The sequence below is a fragment of the Halomonas icarae genome (assembly GCF_009901955.1).
GTDB lineage: Bacteria > Pseudomonadota > Gammaproteobacteria > Pseudomonadales > Halomonadaceae > Halomonas > Halomonas icarae.
This window is the reverse complement of record NZ_WUTS01000001.1, coordinates 108,747-131,315: the sequence shown is the minus strand read 5'-3', so window position 1 is coordinate 131,315 and position 22,569 is coordinate 108,747. Positions and strand designations below refer to the sequence as shown.

Genomic DNA, 22,569 nt, shown 5'->3' with positions numbered 1-22,569 from the left:
TTTTCCTTTGCTGGCTACTGGATGAACCCACCAGTCAAGCGCCAAGGCCTCCTGCGGTCAAGTCGTGCCCCTTCAAAGGGTGGCGGGAAAGGCTTCCAGGCCGCGGATAAAGCGCGCCTTGTAGTCATCGAACTGTTGACGGTCCTGCTTGAAGGACTGGATCACCGCCGCCTCGTCAAAGGTCAGCGCCTGCGGCAGGTCCTCCAGCGAAGCAGCCGGGTGCTTAGGGCCCAGGCCGATATGCACACCGGCCCTGCCTTCCAGCCAGCGTGAGACCCCTGCTTCGCTGAAGCGTCTCTTCTGCGCATCGTCCTGGGTATCGACGCGCAGGGGCGCCTTGAGCGCCAGCTCGGCGACCAGTCGTTCGGCAGGTCGCGCCACGCTTTGCTCGTCGAGCTCAGCCAGCAGCATGACGGTCATGCTGCTGCCATGCTCGTCAAGTACCAGCAGGGCCAGCGCGACGGGGCGCGCCTGATCATCCACCAGCGCCAGCACCCTGGCCGCCTCCTGTTCGACCAGCACCGCCAGGGTGCCGGCAAAGGTGGCCAGGGGGCGAAGGCCAGCCTCATGGCCATAGGCCTCGGCGCAGAGCCGGGCCAGGCACGCCTCGCGCTGGTGGGGGTTGTTGATATTCACGACTCTCATCTCACTCTCCTGCACCGGCGGCGGCGCTCTGGCTGCATCGAATCTGGCTGCATCGAAAGTGGCGCAGCCTACCATATCCCGACCAGATCCTATCCAGACCAAACCCTATCCAGACCAAACCCTATCCAGACCATATATCCAGAACAGGAGGATGACGATACGCTAGGGCGGCTATTTCACCGCCGGTGACGGCGCTTCGCTGACCAGGACGATGGCTGATGCTCCACCCCGATATCTCACTTCCCCGCCTGATAGCCCACCGCGGCCTCTCTTCTCGAGCCCCCGAGAATACGCTAGTCGCCGTGCGCGCCGCCCATAACGCCGGCTGTAGCTGGGTCGAGCTTGACGTTCAGTTGCTGGGCGATGGCACCCCGGTGATCTGGCATGACGCCGGGATCCGGCGCTGCTCCGATGCCCGCGGCAGGCTTGCCGATCTTGACCTGCCCGCCGCTCGGCGGCTCGACGTGGGGGGCTGGTTCTCCGATGCCTTCCGTGGCGAGCGTATCGCCACCCTGGACGAGATGCTGACACTGATCGACGAGCTTGGAATGGGCCTCAACCTGGAGCTCAAGGTCAACCGTGGGCGCAATGCCGAAGCGCTGGTCAAGGCGTCGCTTCCGGCCACCCTCGAGGCCCTGCCCCCGGAACGGCTGATCGTCTCCTCCTTCAATGACCAGGCCCTGAGCCAAGCGCGCCGGCTGGCGCCGGCTTCGCGGCTGGCGCTGGGTGTCCTCTTCGAAGGCGTCGGTCGCGGCTGGCAGAAGCGCTGCGCCGGGCTCGAGGCCTACAGCATCCATGCCGACTGGCGCCGGCTGAACCGTCGGGGGGCCGAGGCGGTCAAGGGGGATGGCTACGCCCTGCTCTGCTATACCCCCAACGACCCGACCGCCTTCACTCATCAGTGGCAATGGGGTGTCGATGCGGCGATCAGCGATGTTCCTGATCGCTTTATCGATCACCTGTCCTGACCCGCTCCCTCAACGACCACGGGCCGCACAGAGGCGGCCCATGGTCATCGGGTAACCTCAAGCAGGCTACCCCCTCTTCACCTTGCTGATGATCCATAGCAGGATCAATGCGCCGACCACGGCACTGAACAGCGACCCCAGAAATCCGCCGGTGCCCATGCCGAGGATCTGCTTGAAGATAAAACCGCCGATCACCGCACCGACCACACCGACGCCAATATTCCCGAGAAGGCCGAAGCCTCCTCCCCGCATGATATGGCCGGCGATCCAGCCGGCCAGACCGCCGATAATCAACCAGGCAATGACTCCCATGGCGCCTCCTGTTCCTGACTATGGGGATATAGGGGTAAATCGTGAATGACGACTAGACAGTATCAGGCGATAACCCGCGTTAGAAGCTGGAGCCGGGGCTTGTCAGAAACTTTCGCTCCTCATGGGTAGAGTCTCGTCCCAGGGTGGCATTGCGGTGAGGATAACGCCCGAAGCGCAGAATGATCTCGCGATGGCGGCGCTCGACGTCCAGGTGCCTCTCGAGACCCGGCTGATCAAACAGGCGCAGTGCCTGCTCGTGGATCATGGCCGACTCGCTATGCATGAAGGGCATATACAGGAAGGCGCGTCGCGCCGGTGTCAGCTCGGCATCGGCGCCGGCGGCCACCGCTTCCTGGGCCAGCACCAGCGCGACGGGATCGGCGGCGAAGGCCGCCGCTGTATCACGATGGATGTTGCGAGAGAACTGATCGAGCACGATGATCTCGCCAAGTCGACCCGCCGGCGTCTCTCGCCAGCGCCACAGCTCGCCACGACAGGCCGCGGCCAGACAGGCACCGAAGCGTCTGGCGATCTCGGCATCCAGGCGTGGATCCTTGCGGAACCACTGGACCGGCTTGAGCTCATCAAACCAGAATGTCAGCACCTCATCCGATGACACCATGCCGTCCTCTCCTCCCTCTCTCCTCCCCCTCCTCGTTACAACTCGCCTCGCGCTCTCGCCGCCTTCTCAAGCGGTCTTCTCTTGCTCCTGCGAGCGTCTTACGCTCCCTTCACCGCGCCCTGGTGGCTCACCGGGATGTGGTTATCGAGCAGCGTAGCATGCTCGGTTTCCTGGGCCAGCACCTCGAGCAGCTCGGGCACCAACCGCTCCGGCGCCGAGCCATTACGGTAGAGTGCCGCCACCGACCGAGCCACGTCGTCCTGCGCCGCCAGCTCGTCGGCCATTCGACAGTAGTATTCGAGATCCTTGCTGGCATTGGCCACGCTGAAGCGAAAGCCCGCCGGGTCGCTGGCCTCGATATAGGGCCGTAGCCGCTCCAGCACCACGCCGGCGCCACCGCCGCTACCCAGCACCTCGAGCAGCGCGGCATCATCGATGCCGGCCCGGCGCGAGGCCGCCGCCGCCTCCAGCAACACCGCCGAGAAACCCAGCGACACGTAGTTGTGCAGTAGCTTGAGGGTGTGCCCCGCGCCTACCTCGCCGGCATGGGTGATGGTCTCGGCGAAGCTGACCAGCAGCGGGCGCATGGCGCTGAACAACGATACCGGTGCCCCCACGATCAGATTGAGCCGCCCCGCTTCCGCCTCGCGGGGGGTGCGGGTCATGGCGGCATCCATGAAACGACCGCCGGCCTCGGCCACGCGCCGCGCCACCGCCGTGGTCGAGCCGGGTAGCGCCGTGGAGCAGTCGATCACCACCCCGCCCTCGGCCAGCCCGGATAACACGCCTTCGGGTTCGAACAGCACCGCCTCGACCTGGGGCGAGCCGGTCACACACAGCAGCACCACATCGCTGACCGCGGCCACCTCACGCCCGCTGGCCACCACCTGGGCCCCGGCAGCCTGCAGGTCGGCCACCGGCTGGTTACCGGGATGATCGAGCAGGGTCAGCGGATAGCCCGCCTTGAGGATGTTGCGGGCGATGCCGTGGCCCATCAGGCCGGCACCCACCAGGCCCACTCGCCGGATCTGCGTCATCGTTCTCTCCTTGCTGATGGTTAGCGACGTTCAGCCGTGGCGCAGGGCGACGGTCTTGAGCCGGGTGTAGCTGCGCAACCCCTCGAAGCCCTTCTCGCGCCCGTGCCCCGAGCGCCCCACCCCGCCGAACGGCAGCTCGACGCCGCCGGCCGCACCGTAGTTGTTGACGAATACCTGGCCGCTGCGGATGCCCCGCGCCAGGCGCAGCTGACGCCCGCCGTCACGAGTCCAGACCCCGGCGCACAGCCCGAAGTCGGTGGCATTGGCCAGGCGCAGCGCCTCGGCCTCGTCACGGAAACGCTGCACCGCCAGCACCGGGCCGAACAGTTCCTCGCGCAACACCATATGGCCCTCAGGAATCTCGGTGAGCAGCTGCGGCACCACGAAGTGGCCCCGGGCCGGTGCCCCATCGGCCAGGTGTCCTCGGGCCAGCACCCGGACGCCGCTGGACTCGGCCTCGGCCAACCGCGCCTCCAGCCGGGCCTTCTGCGCGGCGCTGATCAGCGGTCCGCAGTCGGCATCTGCCTCGCCCACGTCGCAGCGCAGCGTCTCGAAACGGGCCGCCAGCTCACGCAGCACCTGATCGGCGATCTCCTCCTGCACCAGTAGCCGACTACCCGCAGAGCAGGTCTGGCCAGCATTCTGGACGATGCCGCGCACCACCGCGGGCAGCGCCGCGTCGAGGTCGGCATCCGCGAACAGCAGCTGGGGGGACTTGCCACCCAACTCCATGGTGGTGGGCACATGCCGCTCGGCGGCGGCCTGGGCCACCCGGGTGCCGGTCTCCGGCGAGCCGGTGAAGGAGAGGTGGTCGATGTCCGGGTGGGCCGCCAGGGCCGCCCCCGCCTCGCCGCCCAGCCCCGGCACCAGATTGAGCACTCCGGGGGGCAGCCCCTGCTCGACGGCCAGCTCGGCCAGGCGCAGCACGCTCAGACAGGCCTGCTCGGCGGGCTTGAGCACCACCGTGTTGCCGGTGGCCAACGCCGCGGCCACGCAGCGGCCGAAGATCTGCGCCGGGTAGTTCCAGGGAATGATCTGTGCGCAGACGCCGTAGGGCTCGCGCAGGGTCATGACGGCGAAGTCGTGCTCGAAGGGGATGGTCTCGCCGTGCAGCTTGTCGGCACCGCCGGCGTAGAAGCGGAAGTAGCGTGCACAGGCGGCGATATCGCCACGTGCCTGGCTCAACGGCTTGCCGGTGTCGGCGCACTCCAGCGCCGCCAGGCGCGCCTGGTCGGCCTCGATGGCCGCGGCAAAGGCCGCCAGCCACTCGCCACGGCGGCGGGCCGTCCAGTGGACCCACTCTCCCAGCTCTCCGGTCAGCGCCCGGCGGGCGGCACGCACCGCGGCGTCCACGTCCGCCGGCTGACAGCGGGCGATATGGCCCAGCTCGGTGCCATAGGCCGGCGCCTCGACGGCCAGCCGCTGGGGCGTCTCGATCCAGCGCCCGCCGATCAGCGCAGCGACGGGGGGCAGGGTATCCGGGGGCAGAATCGATGATGGCATGCTCAGGGTTCCTCACGACGGGCGGAGACGGGGGCGGCACCGGCGGTGGCCGGCGTCAGCGATGAACTACGGCGCGCCACCGAGCGGTAGCGCCAGGGGGCGGCGATGCGGAAGAAGCGCTCGACCACGGCGGCCTCGGTGGGGGTGGTGACCCGCGACACCAGCACGAACAGCGGCAGGTTGACCAGCAGCCCCCAGAAGCCGGCGTGGATGCCCAGCGGATGGGGCCACAGGGTGGTGAAGGCAACGGTGATCACGAAGCCGGCCAGGATGCCGGCCGCCACCCCGGCCCGGGTGGCCCGCGGCCACAGGAACATGCCGACGAAGGCCGGCAGCACCTGGGAGGCAAAGCCCAGTCCAATCAGCAGGATCATCACCAGATTGCCCGGTTCGGCGATCGCCAGCGGCGCCACCACCAGCGCCATCAGGGGGAACAGCAGCCAGCGCGCCAGTCGGCCGGCCTGACGGTCCGACAGCTTGAGTGCCGGCTGCAGCACATCGCGACTGCAGGTCAGCGCCACGGAGTGCAGGAACGGCTCGCAGGAGGACATCGACGCCGCCAGGGTACCGGCGCCCAGCAGGCCCACCAGCAGCGCCGGCAGATGCTGCATGGCGTACTCCAGGGCCACGGTGTCGGCGCGCGCCAGCTCGGGCAGCGAGAAGATGCCGATAAAGCCCACCACCACCATGGGCAGGATCACCAGGTAGTAGGTGGGCAGCCAGGTGGCGCTGCGCCGAATGGTGCGCGCCGAGGAGGCGCTCATCCACTGGGTCCAGACCGGCGGCATGAACGACACCATGGAGACCAGGATCGAGGTGGTCCAGAAGGCGAAGCTCATGTCGCCGCTCGCGCCGGGCAGGGTCAGAAACTCGGGATGCTCGCGCTGCAGCCGCGCGAACACCGCGCCGAAACTCCAGCTGCCGGTGGCGCTGTGGGTGGCCCACAGCCCGATGCACCAGGCGACGATCAGCATCAGCACCCCCTGGAAGGCGTTGGTCTTGCCGATCGCCCGCTGGCCGCTGGCGTAGAGGTAGACGGCGATGCAGCTCAGCACCAGTATCACCCCGGCCCAGATCGGGATCCGCCCGCCGCTCATCACGAACAGGATATAGGCCGAGCCGATGGTCTGCAGCACCGCATAGGCCACCGAGCCCACCGACATCACCAGCGCCGCCAGGGCGCCCAGCGCCGGGCTCTGGTAGCGGTCGGCGATGGCGCTGGCCTGGGTCACATGGCCGAAGCGCTCGCCGAAGGCCCACACCTTGGGCCCGAAGTACCAGGCGACCAGCGCCAGGTAGGCCAGATAGATCGCCACATAGAACACCGGAATGCCCTTGGCATAGGCCCAGCCCGGCGCCCCCATGAAGGTGTAGGCGCTGACGCTGCCGGCGGCGATCAGCAGGTAGAGGGTCACCGGCCCCATGCTGCGCCCGGCCACGCCCCACTCCTCCAGGCTGCTCATGGAGCGTCCGCCCCGGGCGCGCAGGCCGATCACCATGGCGATGGCCACGTAGCCGAGGGTAATGATCAGCGGCAGCGAACTAGTCATCGTCACCGTCCTCCTCGGCCACCAGCCGGTTGCCCAGCGCCATCACGGCGCAGCAGGCGAAGATGATCAGATAGCTCCAGGCCGCCACCGCCGGCAGCCCCGCCACCAGCGTCGGGCGGTTGATCCAGCCGATCACCGGCCAGATGCCGGCGACAATCACCGCCACGAAGCCGGCCAGCACCAGCCAGCCGCGCCAGCTGGCGGGTCGAACGAAGCGTTGCGACATCGGTCTCTCTCCTTGTTCTTGTCGTGCTCTTGTTCTTGTCGTGCTCTTGTTCTTGCCATGGCCTTGTTGCCGAGCGCGCCTGTCGAATGCCGCCGAGTTCGGCGGCGGCCTCAGGCCGGCGGCGCCGGCCACTGGGTGACCGGCCCGACCCAACGCTCCAGAGCGTGCGCCAGGCGCAGCACCAACGCATCGTTGAAGCGCGCGGCGATCAGCTGCACACCCAACGGCATGCCGTCGCGGCTAAAGCCGCCGTTGAGCGAGATCGCCGGCTGCTCGCCCATGTTCCACGGCACGGTGTAGACGATGTGCTCGAAGGGACGTTGGGGGTCATTGGTCGGCGACGGCCACTCGGCGGGGAAGGCGATCATCGGCGTGGTCGGCGACAGCACCGCATCGACTTCGGCGAACACCCCTTCGGTGGCGCGGCGCATGGCCAACGTCTGCTCGAAGCCCTGCACCACCTCGGTGCCGCTCAGCCGGGCACCATCATCCGCCCAGGCCAGGATCTCCGGCAGCACCTTGGAACGCTCTTCCGGCGGCAGCGCCTCGAGCTCGCTCCACTGACGCGCCCGCCAGAAGCGATCGAGCCCATCGAGCATGGTCCGCGTCATCACCGGTGCCAGCGGCACCAGGGTGGCCCCGGCCGCCTCGAAGTGATTTGCCGCCGCCTCGACGCAGGTGGCGATCTCATCATTCAGCCCCAGTCCACAGCCCGCCTCCAACATCACGCCGATGCGCAGGCCGCGCATCGGCTGCTCCAACGACTGCCAGTCGATGCTTTCGGGCGGCAGGCGCATGGCATCGCGACGGTCGGTGCGCGACAGGCTACCCATCATCAGCGCCGCGTCGGCCACGCTGCGGGTCATGGGGCCCGCGCAGCGTCCAACATAATACGGATCGATGGGCACCCGGCCCAGGGTAGGTTTAAAGCCCACCACGCCGCACCATGCCGCCGGCAGGCGAATCGAGCCGCCGATGTCGGTCCCGACATGCAGCGGCCCGTAGCCAGCCCCCGCCGCCGCCGCGGCACCGGAGCTGGAGCCGCCCGGATTACAGGAGAGATCCCAGGGGTTGCGGGTCAGGCCGTGAAAGGAGGAACGCCCCGACGACAGCATGCCGTAGTCCGGGCAGGTGGTCTTGGCGATCAGCAGGGCACCATCCTCGGCGAGCCGCGCGGTGGGCGGAGCATCTTCGGTGGCGGGCGGATGCTCTCCGGCCAGGGTACCGTGAGGAATCGGCGTGCCCTTGGTGGCGATCAGCTCCTTGATCGTGACCGGCACGCCATCCAGTGCGCCCCGCGGCTCACCCTTGGCCCAGCGGACACTGGACGCCCGAGCCGCCTCGCGAAGCGCCTCTGGCGCATAGGCGTACAGTGCATTCAGCTGCGGCTCCCAACGGGCAATATGCGCGATCAGCGCCTCCACGTACTCGCTGGGCGACAGCCGCTTGTCGCGGTAGGCGGCCAGCAGTTCGGTCGCCGTCCAGGCCAGACACTCCGCCATGCCCCTCTCCTTTTTTATCAGTTGCGGGTTGTCGTCTCATCATGGCCGGCCACAACGTCCACCGCTATTGCAATCTTGGCGCCCGGGTGTCCACAAAATGTGTTCACCCAAGCGGCGCTAATGCATTGAAGGCGGACCTGCAACGGGCGCAGGCCGCCGGCAGCTAGGCGCTATTCATCGACGTTACCAATCGCTCCAGGCACGCTTGCATGGCGAAGCTGGGTGTTCGATGACGGTAGACGCAAAGATCGACCCGGGCACGCTCCAGCTCCCCCGCGAGTAACGGCACCGCCACCAGCAGGCCCTGTCGACACTCACGAGCCACCGCCATGGCCGGCAGCAGCAGCAGAGCACTGCCCTCCATGGCCAATGCCTTCTGAGTCTCCAGCGAGGCGGTAGCGAAGGTCGGTGTCAGGTTCAGCTTTCGGGCCTTGGCCGACCGCTCCAGCGCCTGGCGTAACCCGAACCGCTCATCGGGTAGCGCCAGGGGCACGCCAACCAGCTCCGCCAGGGTCAGACGCTTGCGCCCAGCCAGCGGATGAGCGGGCGCCATCACCGCGCAGTGTTCGAGTTCGGCGCTGGCCACGCACTCGATATCTTCCCGCGGCGGCATGAAGAATCCCAGTCCAATGTCGGCATCCCCTGCGCGCAGCCCGGCGAGCACACCGCCGGCGCTGGCGGTGCTGATCTCGAAGGTCAGCCGGGGGTGGTCGCGATTCAGCTCGGCCAGCACCGGTACCAGCAGCCCGGCCACGGTGCCCTCGGCAGCGAGTAGCGCCACTCGACCGGTATGCAATCCTTTCAGGTCGGCAATGCGTGCCTCGACTCTCTCCAGATCCCGCAGCGTACGGCGTGCCTGCTCGGCCAGCAGCTCGCCGGCCGGGGTTAGCCGGATGCCCTCCGGACCGCGCTCCAGGAGCGGCGCGCCGAGCTGATGCTCCAGCAGATCGATCTGTCGACTGATCGCGGTAGGCGCTATATGTAGCCGCGAGGCCGCCTGCCGCAACGACCGACACCGGGCCACGGTGTCGAAGTAGCGCAACGCTCTCGAGTGCATTTCGAGTTTTCCATAGCTGGTCAATCATCAGTGATCAACAACATACCATTCGGAAAGGCTCCGCCAGAGAGCTTGAACGATGGGTGTCACTGCCGCATGCATGGCTCTCCTGATACCATCCCCGATCTGACACCACAAGCGAGGAGCGTCAGCGCATGAATCCCGACCCGCTCTGGTCGATGATCACCTATCTGTTCAATATCCTCGGCATGCTGATCTGCCTGGGGGGCTTGAGCCTGGCCCACTACAGCCGCCACCTGTGGCCGGGACGAATAATCGCCGGCGCGGGCTTTCTGCTGGCCGCCTCACCGACCCTCTACGGCCTTGTTGCCGGCTGACGGAGCCTCCGCATGCGCCAGCCCTTCACCCGTGAGCTACAGGATCTGCTGGAACGCGGCCGCGATCGCCAGCTGCGGCTGGCGGTCACCGGCCTCTCCCGCGCCGGCAAGACCGCCTTTCTCACCTCCCTGGTCAATCAGCTGCGTCATGCCGGCCTGGAGGCGCGCCTGGACCTGCTGCCTGCCGCCAGGGAGGGCCGCCTGCTGGGTGCCCGACGTATCAGCCAGCAGGACCTGGGGGTGCCACGCTTCCCTTACGACCAGGCCATGGCAGCACTCTCGGCGACCGCACCGCGCTGGCCGGAACCGACCCGCGGCATCAGCGAACTGCGCCTGACCATCCGCTACCGTCCGGCACGCCCCGGCCTGCTGGGGGGCGACTCACGCCAGCTGACTCTGGACCTCTTCGACTATCCGGGAGAATGGCTGCTCGACCTGCCGCTGCTGGGCCTGGACTATCCGGAGTGGTGTGCGCGACAACATACCCTGGAAGGCAGCCAGCGCGCGGCCCACTTCGCCGACTGGCAGGCCGCGGTGGCCAGGCTCGACCTCGCCGCCGAGGCCGACGAGGCGCAGCTGGCCGAGATCAGTGAGCACTTCGCCGCCGGGCTTCGCAGCGCCCGGGAGGCGGGCTTCGCCGATCTGCAGCCCGGTCGCTTCCTGCTTCCCGGGGACCTGTCTGGCGCGCCGGTCCTGCAGTTCTTCCCGCTGCCCGGGGTTTGCGACACGGCCCCCTCTGTCCTGGCCAGCCTATCCGAGTCGAGCAACTACGCTACCCTGGCGCGGCGCTTTCGTTACTACCAGCAACATGTGGTGCGCCCCTTCTATCGCGACCATTTCCGGCGTTTCGATCGTCAGATCGTGCTGGTCGATCTGCTGGGAGCGCTGAATGCGGGTCCCGAGCGTTTTCAGGACCTTTCCCGGGCACTTGCCAACCTGATGCAGAGTTTCGATTACGGCCAGCGCAGCCTGCTCTCGCGGCTATTCGCCCCGCGTATCGATCGCCTGGCCATCGCCGCCACCAAGGCCGATCATGTGACGCCCGAACAGCACCCTCGCCTGGTGGCACTGCTCGAGGCCCTGCTGGCCGAGCCCCTCAAGGACCTGCGCTATGCCGATGTCCCCGTACGCGCCCTGTCACTGGCGGCGATCCGCGCCAGCGAGTCACGCGAGGTCGAGAGCCAGGGGCGGCGCACCCCGGCACTGCGTGGCACCGGACTGGATGGCGAGCCGCTGCTGATCTATCCCGGCGAGGTGCCGGAGCGACTCCCCGACGACGCCTTCTGGACACGTCAGGGCTTCGACTTTCCGGCCTTCCGCCCGCTGCCCATGGAAGATGGCGCCCTGCCCCATATCCGCATGGATGCCGCCCTCGACTGGCTGATCGGAGACAAGCTGACGTGAGCACGCCCCACGACCCCCGCCCCGGACGGCGTTTCTCCCTGGAGGAGCCGCCCCCCTCCCCCGCACCAAGGGATCCGCGCCCACCCGAGGCCTATGCCCACGACCAGCCGAGCCAGGCACTGGCTCCGAGCCATGAGCCAGCCGCAGTGGCGATAGAGGCCAGCCTGGGGCGCCCCCGCAAGCGCCGCTGGGGACTGCTGGTGCTGCTTGTCGGCACCCTGGGGCTGGGGGCCATCGAGGCCGGCACCACCCTGTATGTTGCTGGTCTTGGCGGCGACTGGCTGGCCGGCGCCTGGAGCCTGCTGTTGCTGATCGCCCTGGCCCTCGGCGCAAGCGCCCTCGGCCGCGAACTCTGGCGGTTGCGCCGATTGCGCCGCCATGACCGGCTACGCAAGCGTCTGGGAGGTCTCTCCACGGCCACCCGCGGCGAGGCCGACGCCACCGCCGATGCCCTGCGCCGCTCCCTTGACCTGGATACCGACCATCCGCACTGGCAGGCCTTCCTGACCGCGCGACAACCCCATCACGGCGCGGCCGAACTATATACTCTGCTCGACCATCACCTGCTGGCCCCACGCGACCGGGCGGCCCGCCGTCTGATCTCTCGGATGTCCGGAGAGACCGCGGTCATGGTGGCGGTCAGCCCGCTCACCCTGGTGGACATGTCGCTGGTGGCCTGGCGCAGCCTGGCGATGGTCGACCGTCTGTGTCACCTCTACGGCCTGGAGCTGGGCTATGCCGCCCGCCTGCGCCTGCTGCGGGACGTGCTGCGCCAGATGGCCTTCGCCGGCGCCACCGAGATGGCCGGTGAGGCCGGCATGGAGATGCTCTCGATGAACCTGGCCGGGCGCCTCTCCACACGGGCCGCCCAGGGGCTCGGCATCGGCCTGACCAGTGCGCGGCTGGGGCTGCGCACCCAGCGTCTGACTCGCCCGTTGCCCTTCGAGGAGGAGCAGGCCCCGCGACTGGCGGATCTGCGCCGGGAGCTATGGCAGCAGCTGCGTCGCCTCGAGGCGGAGGGAGAGCGTGGCGGACCTGATGCAGGTCAAGGTTGAGTCCGCCGAGCGCCATGGGACATGACCCGTGCTGGGAAAGCGGCTAGGCTCGAGTTAAGCCCCAACCGATAAGGAGTCTCACCGTGTATACCTCCATTCTGGTTCCCGTCGATGGCTCCAAGCACGCCCAGCAGGCGCTCGCCGTGGCCTGCCAGCTGGCACAGCAGAGTGAGACCAGGCTGACCCTGCTGCATATCCCCGAAAAGCTCGCCCACGATACACTGCTGGTGTGGGGCATCGGCGCCGTCGACCTCAAGGCCTCGGAAGAGGAGCTCGAGGCAGCCGGTCGCAAGATCGTGGCGCGCGCCGAGCAGGCCGCCCGCGACGCCGGAATCTCCAACGTCGAGACAGTGATCGCCCAGGGCGATCCGGCACGGACCATCCTCAGCGAGTCACACAGGCGAGGCGTCGACGCCATCGTCATGGGCAGCCGCGGCCTGGGCGATCTCAAGGGCTTCGTGGTCGGCAGCGTCTCCCACAAGGTGGCTCACGCCGCCGAGTGCTCGGTGATCACGGTAAGCTGAGCCCCCTGGACGAGCCAGATGACGGCGCCAGCAGGCGCCGTTCTGCGTTACCGGCACCCGTGAAGTGCGCCAAGCCACTGATTCATGGCGCGCCCTCGCGACGTGTTTGGCGCGACGAGCGGGAATCCGTATAGTGGCCAGCCTACCCCCGCCACACGTTCGTGATCATGCTGCAGAACAACGCCTTGCTTGCTCAGCTCAAGCAACAGATTCGCTCCACCACCCCTCGTGTCGAGGGTGTGATCAAGGCCACCGAGAAGGGTTTCGGCTTTCTCGAAACCGACGAGGGCGACTCCTACTTCGTACCACCACCCGCCATGAAGCAGGTACTGCATGGTGATCGTGTGGCAGCGGTGCTTCATGAGGAGGGCGAGAAGAAGAGCGTCGAGCCCGACACCCTGATCGAACAGGGTCTGGACCGTTTTATTGCCCGGGTCCAGAAGCGAGATGGCCGGCTGGCCGTGGTGCCGGATCACCCCTCCATCAAGAATGTCCTCAAGGCCCGCATCAAGCGCAGCCTCGATGAAAGCACCATCGGCGATGCCGACTGGGTGGTGGCACGTCTGGTGCGCCACCCCTTGAAGGCCGACGACCGCGGCTTCTTCACCCAGATCGACGAGCTGGTGGCCAAGGCCGACGACCCGGCCGTGCCATGGCGCGTGACCCTCGCCCGTCATGCTCTCGAACAGGAGTGCCCCGACGCCGGAGACAACTGGCCGCTGCGTGACGAAGGCCTCGAGCGAGTGAGTCTGGTCAGCGAACCATTCTTCACCATCGACGGCGAGAAAACCCGCGACATGGACGATGCGCTACGTATCGTGCCGCGTGCAGAGGGCGGCTGGGACCTCAGCGTGGCCATCGCCGATCCCACCGCCTACGTCGAGGAGGGGCATGCCGCCGACCTCGAGGCACGCACCCGCGCCTTCACCGTCTATCTGCCGGGTCAGAACGTCACCATGCTGCCTGAGCAGCTGGCCGACGATCTCTGCTCGCTGTGGGAGAACAAGGAGCGTCCCGTGCTGGCCTGCACACTGACCGTGCACGCCGATGGCAGCCTGGGCGACTACCGCTTCTTCGCCGCCACCGCGATGTCGCATGCCCGACTGGCCTACGACCGGGTGTCCGACTGGCTCGAGGGCCAGGGCGAGTGGACGCCGGCAGACGCGGTCGGCGAGCAGCTCAAAACGCTGCGCGACCTCACCGAGGCACGCAGTGCCTGGCGTGCGGAGCATGCCCTGGTGTTCAAGGATCGTCCCGACTTCGTCTTCGATCTGGACAGTGCCGGCAATGTGCTGGATATCCGGACCGAGGAGCGGCGTATCGCCAATCGCATGATCGAAGAGTCGATGATCGCCGCCAACGCCTGCTGTGCCGACCTGCTGTCGGAGCATATCGGCCACGGTATCTTCAACGTGCACCGCGCCTTCGAGGATGACAAGGCCGAGGCCGCCCAGGAGTTCCTGGCCAGCCAGGAAATTGCCGTGGAACGCGAGGCGCTTACCGAGCTGCCCCGCTACAGGGAGCTCAAGCGTGAGCTGGAAGGCCGCGATGACGCCTGGCTCGACGCTCGCCTGCGCCGCTTCCAGGGCTTCACCAGCATGTCGGCCAAGCCAGGCCCGCACTTTGGCCTGGGCCTTCCCGCCTACGCCACCTGGACCTCGCCGATCCGCAAGTATGGTGACATGGTCAACCATCGCCTGATCAAGCGGGTACTCAAGGGAGAGCAAGCACCGGCCGAGGCGAGCCTCGAGCTCACCGAGCAGCTCACCGAACGGCGCCGCCTCAACCGGATGGCCGAGCGGGACGTCAAGGACTGGCTCTACGTGCGCTATCTGACACCGGCCGCCGAGTCCCAGGAGACCTTCGACGCCGAGATCATCCAGATCAATCGCGGTGGCATGCGCGTGCGTCTGACGGCCAACGGCGCCACCGCCTTCGTGCCGGCACCGATGATGCACAGCGAACGTACCAAGGTCGCCATCGACGACAAGGAAGGCCGTATCCAGATCGAGAGCGAGGAGCGCTACAAGCTCGGCGACCACGTTCGAGTGGCGCTGGTCGAGGCCCGCGAGGAGACCCGCTCGCTGGTGGCGCGCCCGGCCGAATAAGCTCCCCTCTTCCCACCTCAACTCGCAGGCGATTGCCAAGCCAAATCCGGCTTGGCGATCGCCCTGCCTACTCCCGATTCCTCGTCGAGGGTCGTCGAACCACGGCAATTGTGGCATTGTTTATCCAACAATGAAGAACCAGGGTTCCGAATAAGCCGGTCACGCCAGGCAGCCTCGGGATCGACGCAAGGGAAACCCCATGGCCTATCGCTGGGGACTGCGCGGGCAGTCCACACTGAGCCTGTTGCTGGCCTGTCTACTGGCCCTGATTCCAGCCCTTCTGATTGGCTGGCAAGCACTCGACAGTGCCCGCCACCACTTCGCCACGCGCTACGCCGAGCAGTACACCCTTCTGCACATGCAGCGAATTCTCGCGCCAGTTTCCCGAGAGCTCGCCCTGTCGCGGCGATTCGCCGATTCGGTGGTAACCCGAGAGTGGCTGGCCGCACCGGATGATGCCACCCGGCGTGACCGCTTCTTCCGTGAGGCCGAGGGCTTTCGCAGCCAGTTCAGCGGCGAGGCCTACTTCATCGTCAATCACGGCACCGGCAACTATTACTTCAACGACGATGTCTCGAGCGAGAGTCACCTGCCCCGCTACCGAATCGACCCCGATGACCCCGACAACGCCTGGTACTTCGCGACCATGGCTGGCAGCAACACTTACAACATCAACGTCAATCTCGACGCCAAGCTGGGGCTGGCCAAGGTCTGGTTGAACGTCAAGATCATGGACGGCGACCGGCCGCTGGGTCTGGCCGGCGGCGGCCTCGACCTGAGCCGCTTCCTCAACGACTTCATGCGCAGCAGCGCCCAGGGCCTGACGCCGCTTATCATCGACGCCCGAGGCGCCATTCAGGCCCACCCCGACCGCAACCAGCTGGCGTTGAGCTCTGGTGCCTTAACCGAGCTCAGCGACGATGCCCCCCACCTACAGGCGCTGCTTGGCAGCGACGCGCAGCGCGAGCGACTGGAGTCGGCCATGCGTGAGGCCCGTCTACGCCCCGGCGAGGTGCAAGTCCTGGACGCCGAGCTGAAGGGCGAGCCGCGATTACTCTCGGTGGGCTACATCCCCGAGCTACAGTGGCTGCTGGTGACGGCCCTGGACCTGAAGAGCGCCCCGCTTATCGACAGTCGCTGGCTCCTGCCCCTGGCAAGTTCCCTGTTGCTGGTGTTCCTGATCCTGCTGGCGGGATTCACCTATGGTATCGAACGCCTGGTTCTCGCCCCCTTGCGCCGACTCCAGCATTCGGCCCAGGCGATCGCCGACGGCGACTACGGCAGCCGACTTCCCGTCGAGCGCAGCGATGAGATCGGCGAGTTGTCGCGCGCCTTCTCGCATATGGCGGCTCAGATTGAGCATCATACCCAGGAGCTGGAGGAGAAGGTTCGCCAGCGAACCCAGGCCCTGGAGTCCAGCAACGCGCAGATGATCGCGGCACGGCGTCAGATTGACGCCTCACTGGAGTATGCCAGCATTATCCAGCGCGCCATCCTTCCCGACCGCCAGATGGCGCGCCACCTTGCCGACCAGCATGCCGTGCTGTGGCGCCCGCGAGACCAGGTCGGCGGTGACTTCTACATCTTTCATGCCACCGATAGCGGCTATCTGATGGGGGTGGTCGACTGCGCCGGGCATGGTGTGCCAGGGGCACTGATGACCATGCTGGCTCGAGCGATCATCGACCACGCCATCCGCAAGGTGGGGGCCGACGACCCGGCGGGTATCCTCAACGAGACCCACCGCCAGAGTCGCGAGACGCTGCATCACGAGAGCCTGCCCGCCTCCATCGCCACCAATATGGATATTGGCCTGGTCTGGATCGAGCACGGCGCTGGCCAACTGACGTTCGCCGGCGCCAAGCTGTCGCTCTATGCCAGCGACGGTGAGGAGCTGGCGATCTACTCCGGCGGCCGCCGCGCCCTGGGCCAGAGGCGCGCCATGACCTACGAAAACCGCGTTCTCCCGCTGCATGATCACTGGACCTACTCCCTCTGCTCCGATGGTTTCCTCGACCAGGCGGGAGGGGAGCACGGCTTCGGCTTTGGCAATGCGCGCTTCGAGAAGATGCTCAAGCGCCATGCCGCCACCCCCCTTGATCAGCAGATCGCCCGCTACGAGGCGGAGCTCGATGCCTATCGAGGCCAGCATTCTCAGCGCGACGACGTCACCCTGCTATGCTTTCGTTTCACGCCAGCCGAGCCAGCGGATACCTGATCACAGCATCACCACCAATCTTATACGTGGAGAGGCCATGGACCTTCTGACCTTGCGTAACACCTATCTCCAGCAGCACATCATGCTGTGCTTCAACGGCCCCATCTCACGCAGCCTGATCGAGGAGATCGGGCACGCGCTGCGCAACTACCTGAACAATCAGTCTGCGGCACCATCGGCGGCCATGGATGTCTTCGCCGTCTATATCGAGATGACCCAGAATATCCGTCACTATGCGACCCGCCGCGAATATGGCGAGGAGGATGCGACCGCGACCATCGCAGTGGCGAGAGACAGCGAAGGCCGCTATCAGGTATCGGCAGGCAACCTGGTGGAAGACGCCGACGGACAACGCCTGGTTGCGGCCGTGGAGAGCCTGGCCCCATTGGATGCGGCGGCTCTCAAGCGTGCCTACAAGCAGCAGCTGCGACGCCCCCGCGACGAGTCGGCCGACAGCGGTGCGGGCCTGGGGCTGATCGACATGGCGCGCAAGTCGACCCGGCCGCTGGTCGCGTCTCTGCAACCACTATCCTCGGGCCAAAGCTTCTTCAGCCTGACGGCGACCATCTAAAGGGAGAGTGATCATGAACCAGGATCTGAACCTTGCGGGCAGCGTTTCCACCCCTGCCATTCAGAGTGACTGGCAAGCGGGACGCCTCTGCATGCAGGGGGACTCCTATCCGGAGAACTCCTATGAGTTGTTCGGCCCGGTGATCGGCTGGGTCGAGGCCTATCTCGCCCAGGAGTCGCGCCCTCTCGAGCTCTGTCTCGAGCTGGTTTATCTCAACACCAGTTCGGTAAAGGTGATGATGGATATCTTCGACCTGCTCGAGGAGGCCTACCAGGGAGGGCGCCGGGTCGAGGTCGTGTGGCACTACGATGCCCGCAACGACCGCATCGCCGAGCTGGCCGAGGAGTTCAAGGAGGACTGCAGCTACCCTTTCGTGATTCGTGCCATGGAAGTCGCTCCGTGAACCAACGCGAACGGGAGCTGCTGGAAGAGGTGGCAGACCTACTGGCGATCGAAGAGTACCGAGGGCACAGGCTCCACTCGGCGCTTCAGCGCCTCTATCGTCGTCACCTGGCGCAGCAGGAGCGGCTGGAACGGTTGGTCACCATCGCCGACGGCTTTCAGAAGGGGGCCCAGCAGGACCTGCAGGAGACACGGCAGCAGCTCGAGCGTCAACACCGACGCCAGCACAAGCTATCGCGCATCGCCGACGGGTTTCAAGACCTCCTGCACGAGCGCAACCAGGCGCTCCGGGATGTTTCGCGCCAGGACCCCCTGACCGGCCTGGCCAACCGACGCTGTCTGCATGAACGGCTGGAAGGGCTGACCGTCGGTACCGCTCGCCAGAGCGGTACGCTGAGCCTGGTGATGCTGGACATCGACCACTTCAAGGCCGTCAACGACCGCCATGGGCACGTCACCGGCGACCGGGTCCTGGTGACCCTCGCCAAGCACCTGATGGGGTCGCTGCGACAGCATGACATGTGCGGGCGCTGGGGCGGGGAGGAGTTCCTGCTGGTGCTGCCAGAGACGCCACTCGACAAGGCCCACCTCCTGGTGCAGCGACTGACCGATCAGTTACGAGGCCTCAGAATACCAGCCGATGGCGATACCCTCTCGGTCTTTATCACCGCCAGCGCCGGCATCGCCGAATGGCAGCCCGGCGAGGGGTATCAGGCCACCATCGAGCGCGCCGACCGGGCCCTGCTGGCCGCCAAGCGCCAGGGGCGCGACCGCTGCTGCCTCGCCGAGGCATAGATCCCCTGCCCCTCGCCCCGAAAAAGGCCTACGAAAAAGGGCGCCCGAAGGCGCCCTTTTTACATCGCTTGCAGACGAACTTGGCTTACCAGCCGGTCACTTCCTTCAGCGCGTCGCCGATCTGAGCCAGGGAGCGCACGGTCTTCACACCGGCATCTTCCAGGGCGGCGAACTTCTCGTCCGCGGTACCCGTGCCACCGGAGATGATGGCACCGGCGTGGCCCATGCGCTTGCCGGGAGGCGCGGTGACGCCGGCGATGTAGGAGACCACCGGCTTGGAGACGTTGGCCTTGATGTAGGCGGCCGCCTCTTCCTCGGCGGTGCCGCCGATCTCGCCGATCATCACGATCGCCTCGGTGGCGGGGTCCTTCTCGAACATCTCGAGGATGTCGATGAAGCTGGAGCCCGGGATCGGGTCGCCGCCGATGCCCACGCAGGTGGACTGGCCGAAGCCGTGATCGGTGGTCTGCTTGACCGCCTCGTAGGTCAGGGTGCCGGAACGCGACACGATGCCGACCCGGCCGGGCTTGTGGATATGGCCCGGCATGATGCCGATCTTGGTCTCGCCGGGGGTGATAACGCCCGGGCAGTTGGGGCCGATCAGGCGCACGCCCAGCTCGTCACACTTGACCTTGACATCGAGCATGTCGAGGGTCGGGATGCCTTCGGTGATGCACACGATCAGCTTGATGCCGGCGTTGGCGGCCTCGAGGATCGAGTCCTTGCAGAACGGGGCCGGCACATAGATCACGCTGGCCTCGGCGCCGGTCTTCTCCACGGCTTCCTTGACGGTGTTGAACACCGGCAGACCGAGGTGCTCCTGGCCGCCCTTGCCCGGGGTCACGCCGCCGACCATCTGGGTACCATAGGCGATGGCCTGCTCGGAGTGGAAGGTCCCCTGGCCACCGGTGAAGCCCTGGCAGATGACCTTGGTGCTCTTGTCGATCAGGATGCTCATTACTTGCCCTCCGCTGCCTTGACTACCTGCTGAGCCGCATCGGTGAGGCTCTCGGCAGCGATGATGTTGAGTCCGCTGGATGCCAGCTTCTCGGCGCCCAGTTCGGCGTTGGTACCTTCCAGACGCACCACGACCGGCACATTGACACCGACCTGCTCGACGGCACCGATGATGCCCTCGGCGATCATGTCGCAGCGCACGATACCGCCGAAGATGTTGACCAGCACGGCCTTGACGTTGTCGTCGGAGAGGATCAGCTTGAAGGCCTCGGCCACGCGCTCCTTGGTGGCGCCGCCGCCAACGTCAAGGAAGTTGGCCGGGCTGCCGCCGTGCAGGTTGACGATGTCCATGGTACCCATCGCCAGGCCGGCACCGTTGACCATGCAGCCGATATTGCCGTCGAGGGCCACGTAGTTGAGTTCCCACGCCGCCGCCTCGGCCTCACGCTCGTCCTCCTGGGAGGGGTCACGCATTGCCTGCAGGTCCGGATGGCGGTAGAGAGCGTTGCCGTCCAGGCCGATCTTGGCGTCGAGGCAGTGCAGGTTGCCCTCGTCGGTGATCACCAGCGGGTTGATCTCGAGCAGTGCCAGATCCTTGTCGTGGAACATCTTGGAGAGGCCCAGGAAGATCTTGGTGAACTGCTTGACCTGGTCACCCTTGAGGCCCAGGGCAAAGGCCAGCTCACGCGCCTGGTAGGGCTGTGCACCCACCAGCGGATCGATCTCGGCCTTGAGAATCTTCTCGGGGGTCTCCTCGGCGACCTTCTCGATCTCGACACCGCCCTCGGTGGAGGCCATGAAGACCACGCGGCGGGTGCCACGGTCGACCACGGCACCCAGGTACAGCTCGTCGGCGATATCGGTGCAGGTCTCGACCAGGATCTTGGCGACCGGCTGACCATTGGCGTCGGTCTGGAAGGTCACCAGGTTCTTGCCCAGCCACTGCTCGGCGAAGGCCTTGGCCTCCTCCGCGCTCTTGACCAGCTTGACACCACCGGCCTTGCCGCGGCCGCCAGCGTGGACCTGGGCCTTGACAACCCACATCTCGCCGCCGATCTTCTTGCAGGCTTCCGCGGCTTCTTCGGGGGTATCCACGGCAAAGCCCTTGGACACCGGCAGACCATAGTCGGCAAACAGCTGCTTGCCTTGATACTCGTGAAGGTTCATCGATTCATGCCATTGGTTGCATGTGACTCGAACGGCGCCCCGGCTCGACCTCGGCGGTCTGACTCAGGAGGCACCACCGTCCCCTCCGATGCATCGCCGGAAGGGGCACGCCGCCCGGAGGGCGGCGCTTGTTATCCTTACTTCTTTTTCTTCTTGCGATTGGCCATGTGGATGGCATGGCCTTCCACGGCCAACGCGGCCTCATGCACCGCCTCCGACATGGTCGGGTGGGCATAGCAGGTCAGCGCCAGATCCTCGGCGCTTGAACCGAACTCCAGTGCGATGACGCCCTGGGCAATCATCTCGCCGGCATGCTGGCCGACGATATGCACGCCCAGCACGCGGTCGGTCTCGGCATCGGCGATGATCTTGGCCTGGCCCTCGGTGGCATTGTTGGCCATGGCGCGACCGCTGGCGGCAAACGGGAAGGCGCCCGTCTTGACCTCGATGCCCTTGGCCTTGGCATCCTGCTCGGTCATGCCGACCCAGGCCACCTCAGGGAAGGTGTAGATGACGTTGGGGATGGCGTCGTAGTTCATCTCGGCCTTATGGCCGGCGATGATGTCGGCCACCATGACACCCTCTTCGGACGCCTTGTGAGCCAGCATCGGGCCGCGCACGCAGTCGCCGATGGCGTAGACGCTCGGCACGCTGGTGCGGCACTGGTCATCGACCTGGATAAAGCCGCGCTCGTCGGTCTCCACGCCAACGCCGTCGCCAACCACACCCTGGGTGTAGGGCTTGCGGCCGACGCAGACGATCAGCTTGTCGAAGGTCATCTCCTGGTCGTTGTCGCCGTCGCTGTACTTGACGGTGACCTCGCCATCCTTGACCTCGGAGCCGGTGACGCGGGCGCCCAGCTTGATATCCAGCCCCTGCTTCTTGAGCAGCTTCTGGGTCTCCTTGGCGATGGCACCGTCGACCATCGGCAGGAAGCTGTCCATGGCCTCAAGCACGGTGACCTCGGAGCCCAGGCGGTTCCAGACGCTGCCCAGTTCGAGACCGATCACGCCGGCGCCGATCACACCCAGGCGCTTGGGCGTCTCGGTGAACTCCAGGGCACCGGTGGAGTCGACGATGATGTCGTCGGTCAGCGGAGTCGGCGGGATCTCCACCGGCACGGAGCCAGCGGCGATGATGATGTTATCGGCCTCGTAGGTGGTGGCCTTGCCATCCTGGTCGGTGACCTCGACCTGCTTGCCACCGGTCACCTTGCCGGTTCCCTCGATGCCGGTCACGCCATTGGCCTTGAACAGGCCGGCGATGCCACCGGTGAGGTTTTTCACGATCTTGTCCTTGCGGGCGATCATCTTCTCGACGTCCATCTGGACGTCGCTGGCCTGGATACCCAGATCATCGAAGTCGTGCTTGGCTTCGACGAACTTGTGGGAGGCCTCGAGCAGCGCCTTGGACGGGATGCAGCCCACGTTCAGGCAGGTGCCACCGAACACGACCTTGCCTTCCTTGCCGATCCACTTCTCGACACAGGCCGTCTTGAGGCCCATCTGGGCGGCACGAATGGCGGCCACGTAGCCACCGGGGCCCGCACCGATCACGATCACATCAAACTTGTCGGCCATATTGGCTCCTGTTGCATGTCTTGGGTTC

The 22,569-nt window shown here is 66.4% G+C and carries 22 protein-coding genes; 10 read left to right on the top strand and 12 right to left on the bottom strand.

The genetic code is table 11. From position 1 onward, the window contains the following. Nucleotides 1–72: 72 nt before the first annotated feature. A complete protein-coding gene (locus GRB80_RS00640) occupies nucleotides 73–645 on the bottom strand; it encodes a hypothetical protein (protein WP_161422187.1) in 573 nt (190 codons plus the stop codon). A gap of 218 nt (nucleotides 646–863) precedes the next feature. On the opposite strand from GRB80_RS00640, the gene GRB80_RS00635 reads away from it, so the two are divergent. Then, nucleotides 864–1,613: a glycerophosphodiester phosphodiesterase family protein gene (locus tag GRB80_RS00635; RefSeq protein WP_161422186.1), complete on the top strand. Its 750-nt coding sequence runs from the start codon at nucleotides 864–866 to the stop codon at nucleotides 1,611–1,613. A 66-nt stretch (nucleotides 1,614–1,679) separates the two neighbouring features. Here the strand turns inward: GRB80_RS00635 and GRB80_RS00630 are convergent, their stop codons facing one another. The 8 genes from GRB80_RS00630 to GRB80_RS00595 form a co-directional block, all read right to left on the bottom strand. After that, entirely contained in the window at nucleotides 1,680–1,925 is a 246-nt protein-coding gene (locus GRB80_RS00630) for a GlsB/YeaQ/YmgE family stress response membrane protein (RefSeq protein WP_161422185.1), read from the bottom strand. Between the two features lie 79 nt (nucleotides 1,926–2,004). Next, on the bottom strand, nucleotides 2,005–2,547 hold the full coding sequence (locus GRB80_RS00625; RefSeq protein WP_202597138.1) for a DUF924 family protein: 543 nt from the start codon (nucleotides 2,545–2,547) through the stop codon (nucleotides 2,005–2,007). 98 nt (nucleotides 2,548–2,645) lie between these two features. Further along, complete coding sequence (locus GRB80_RS00620) at nucleotides 2,646–3,584, bottom strand: NAD(P)-dependent oxidoreductase (RefSeq protein ID WP_161422184.1); 939 nt, start codon at nucleotides 3,582–3,584, stop codon at nucleotides 2,646–2,648. Between the two features lie 30 nt (nucleotides 3,585–3,614). Next, complete coding sequence (locus GRB80_RS00615) at nucleotides 3,615–5,087, bottom strand: aldehyde dehydrogenase family protein (protein WP_161422183.1); 1,473 nt, start codon at nucleotides 5,085–5,087, stop codon at nucleotides 3,615–3,617. Nucleotides 5,088–5,089: 2 nt separating this feature from the next. After that, nucleotides 5,090–6,637 (bottom strand): sodium:solute symporter family protein, encoded by a 1,548-nt coding sequence (locus GRB80_RS00610; RefSeq protein ID WP_161422182.1) that lies wholly within the window; start codon nucleotides 6,635–6,637, stop codon nucleotides 5,090–5,092. After that, nucleotides 6,630–6,863, bottom strand: coding sequence for a hypothetical protein (locus GRB80_RS00605; RefSeq protein ID WP_132041382.1), 234 nt, complete (start codon nucleotides 6,861–6,863; stop codon nucleotides 6,630–6,632). Before GRB80_RS00605 ends, GRB80_RS00610 begins: the two co-directional genes overlap by 8 nt. A 110-nt stretch (nucleotides 6,864–6,973) precedes the next feature. Then, nucleotides 6,974–8,365, bottom strand: a complete 1,392-nt coding sequence (locus GRB80_RS00600) for an amidase (protein WP_161422181.1) — start codon at nucleotides 8,363–8,365, stop codon at nucleotides 6,974–6,976. A gap of 163 nt (nucleotides 8,366–8,528) precedes the next feature. After that, nucleotides 8,529–9,422 (bottom strand): LysR family transcriptional regulator, encoded by an 894-nt coding sequence (locus GRB80_RS00595; protein ID WP_161422180.1) that lies wholly within the window; start codon nucleotides 9,420–9,422, stop codon nucleotides 8,529–8,531. 155 nt (nucleotides 9,423–9,577) lie between these two features. On the opposite strand from GRB80_RS00595, the gene GRB80_RS00590 reads away from it, so the two are divergent. The 9 genes from GRB80_RS00590 to siaD all read left to right on the top strand — a co-directional run bounded on the left by GRB80_RS00590 (nucleotide 9,578) and on the right by siaD (nucleotide 18,837). After that, nucleotides 9,578–9,760 (top strand): hypothetical protein, encoded by a 183-nt coding sequence (locus tag GRB80_RS00590; RefSeq protein WP_161422179.1) that lies wholly within the window; start codon nucleotides 9,578–9,580, stop codon nucleotides 9,758–9,760. A gap of 12 nt (nucleotides 9,761–9,772) precedes the next feature. Then, nucleotides 9,773–11,164, top strand: a complete 1,392-nt coding sequence (locus GRB80_RS00585) for a YcjX family GTP-binding protein (protein WP_161422178.1) — start codon at nucleotides 9,773–9,775, stop codon at nucleotides 11,162–11,164. Further along, nucleotides 11,161–12,219, top strand: a complete 1,059-nt coding sequence (locus GRB80_RS00580) for a TIGR01620 family protein (RefSeq protein ID WP_161422177.1) — start codon at nucleotides 11,161–11,163, stop codon at nucleotides 12,217–12,219. Before GRB80_RS00585 ends, GRB80_RS00580 begins: the two co-directional genes overlap by 4 nt. A gap of 83 nt (nucleotides 12,220–12,302) precedes the next feature. After that, nucleotides 12,303–12,743 carry a universal stress protein gene (locus GRB80_RS00575; RefSeq protein WP_132041377.1) on the top strand — a complete coding sequence of 147 codons (441 nt, stop codon included), beginning with the start codon at nucleotides 12,303–12,305 and terminating at the stop codon, nucleotides 12,741–12,743. Between the two features lie 167 nt (nucleotides 12,744–12,910). Then, nucleotides 12,911–14,851: an exoribonuclease II gene (locus tag GRB80_RS00570; protein WP_161422176.1), complete on the top strand. Its 1,941-nt coding sequence runs from the start codon at nucleotides 12,911–12,913 to the stop codon at nucleotides 14,849–14,851. A 199-nt stretch (nucleotides 14,852–15,050) separates the two neighbouring features. Further along, complete coding sequence (gene siaA / locus GRB80_RS00565; RefSeq protein WP_161422175.1) at nucleotides 15,051–17,069, top strand: biofilm regulation protein phosphatase SiaA; 2,019 nt, start codon at nucleotides 15,051–15,053, stop codon at nucleotides 17,067–17,069. A 37-nt stretch (nucleotides 17,070–17,106) separates the two neighbouring features. Then, a complete protein-coding gene (siaB, locus tag GRB80_RS00560; protein WP_161422174.1) occupies nucleotides 17,107–17,640 on the top strand; it encodes a biofilm regulation protein kinase SiaB in 534 nt (177 codons plus the stop codon). A gap of 13 nt (nucleotides 17,641–17,653) precedes the next feature. Next, complete coding sequence (gene siaC / locus GRB80_RS00555; protein WP_161422173.1) at nucleotides 17,654–18,043, top strand: biofilm regulation phosphoprotein SiaC; 390 nt, start codon at nucleotides 17,654–17,656, stop codon at nucleotides 18,041–18,043. Continuing rightward, entirely contained in the window at nucleotides 18,040–18,837 is a 798-nt protein-coding gene (gene siaD / locus GRB80_RS00550) for a biofilm regulation diguanylate cyclase SiaD (protein WP_161422172.1), read from the top strand. Before siaC ends, siaD begins: the two co-directional genes overlap by 4 nt. A gap of 85 nt (nucleotides 18,838–18,922) precedes the next feature. Here the strand turns inward: siaD and sucD are convergent, their stop codons facing one another. From sucD to lpdA, 3 genes are all read right to left on the bottom strand, one after another. Beyond that, complete coding sequence (sucD, locus tag GRB80_RS00545) at nucleotides 18,923–19,795, bottom strand: succinate--CoA ligase subunit alpha (RefSeq protein ID WP_132041371.1); 873 nt, start codon at nucleotides 19,793–19,795, stop codon at nucleotides 18,923–18,925. Next, a complete protein-coding gene (gene sucC / locus GRB80_RS00540) occupies nucleotides 19,795–20,961 on the bottom strand; it encodes an ADP-forming succinate--CoA ligase subunit beta (RefSeq protein WP_161422171.1) in 1,167 nt (388 codons plus the stop codon). The genes sucD and sucC overlap by 1 nt, the downstream gene beginning before the upstream one ends. Nucleotides 20,962–21,098: 137 nt before the next feature. Then, a complete protein-coding gene (lpdA, locus tag GRB80_RS00535) occupies nucleotides 21,099–22,541 on the bottom strand; it encodes a dihydrolipoyl dehydrogenase (protein WP_161422170.1) in 1,443 nt (480 codons plus the stop codon). Nucleotides 22,542–22,569 lie beyond the last annotated feature (28 nt).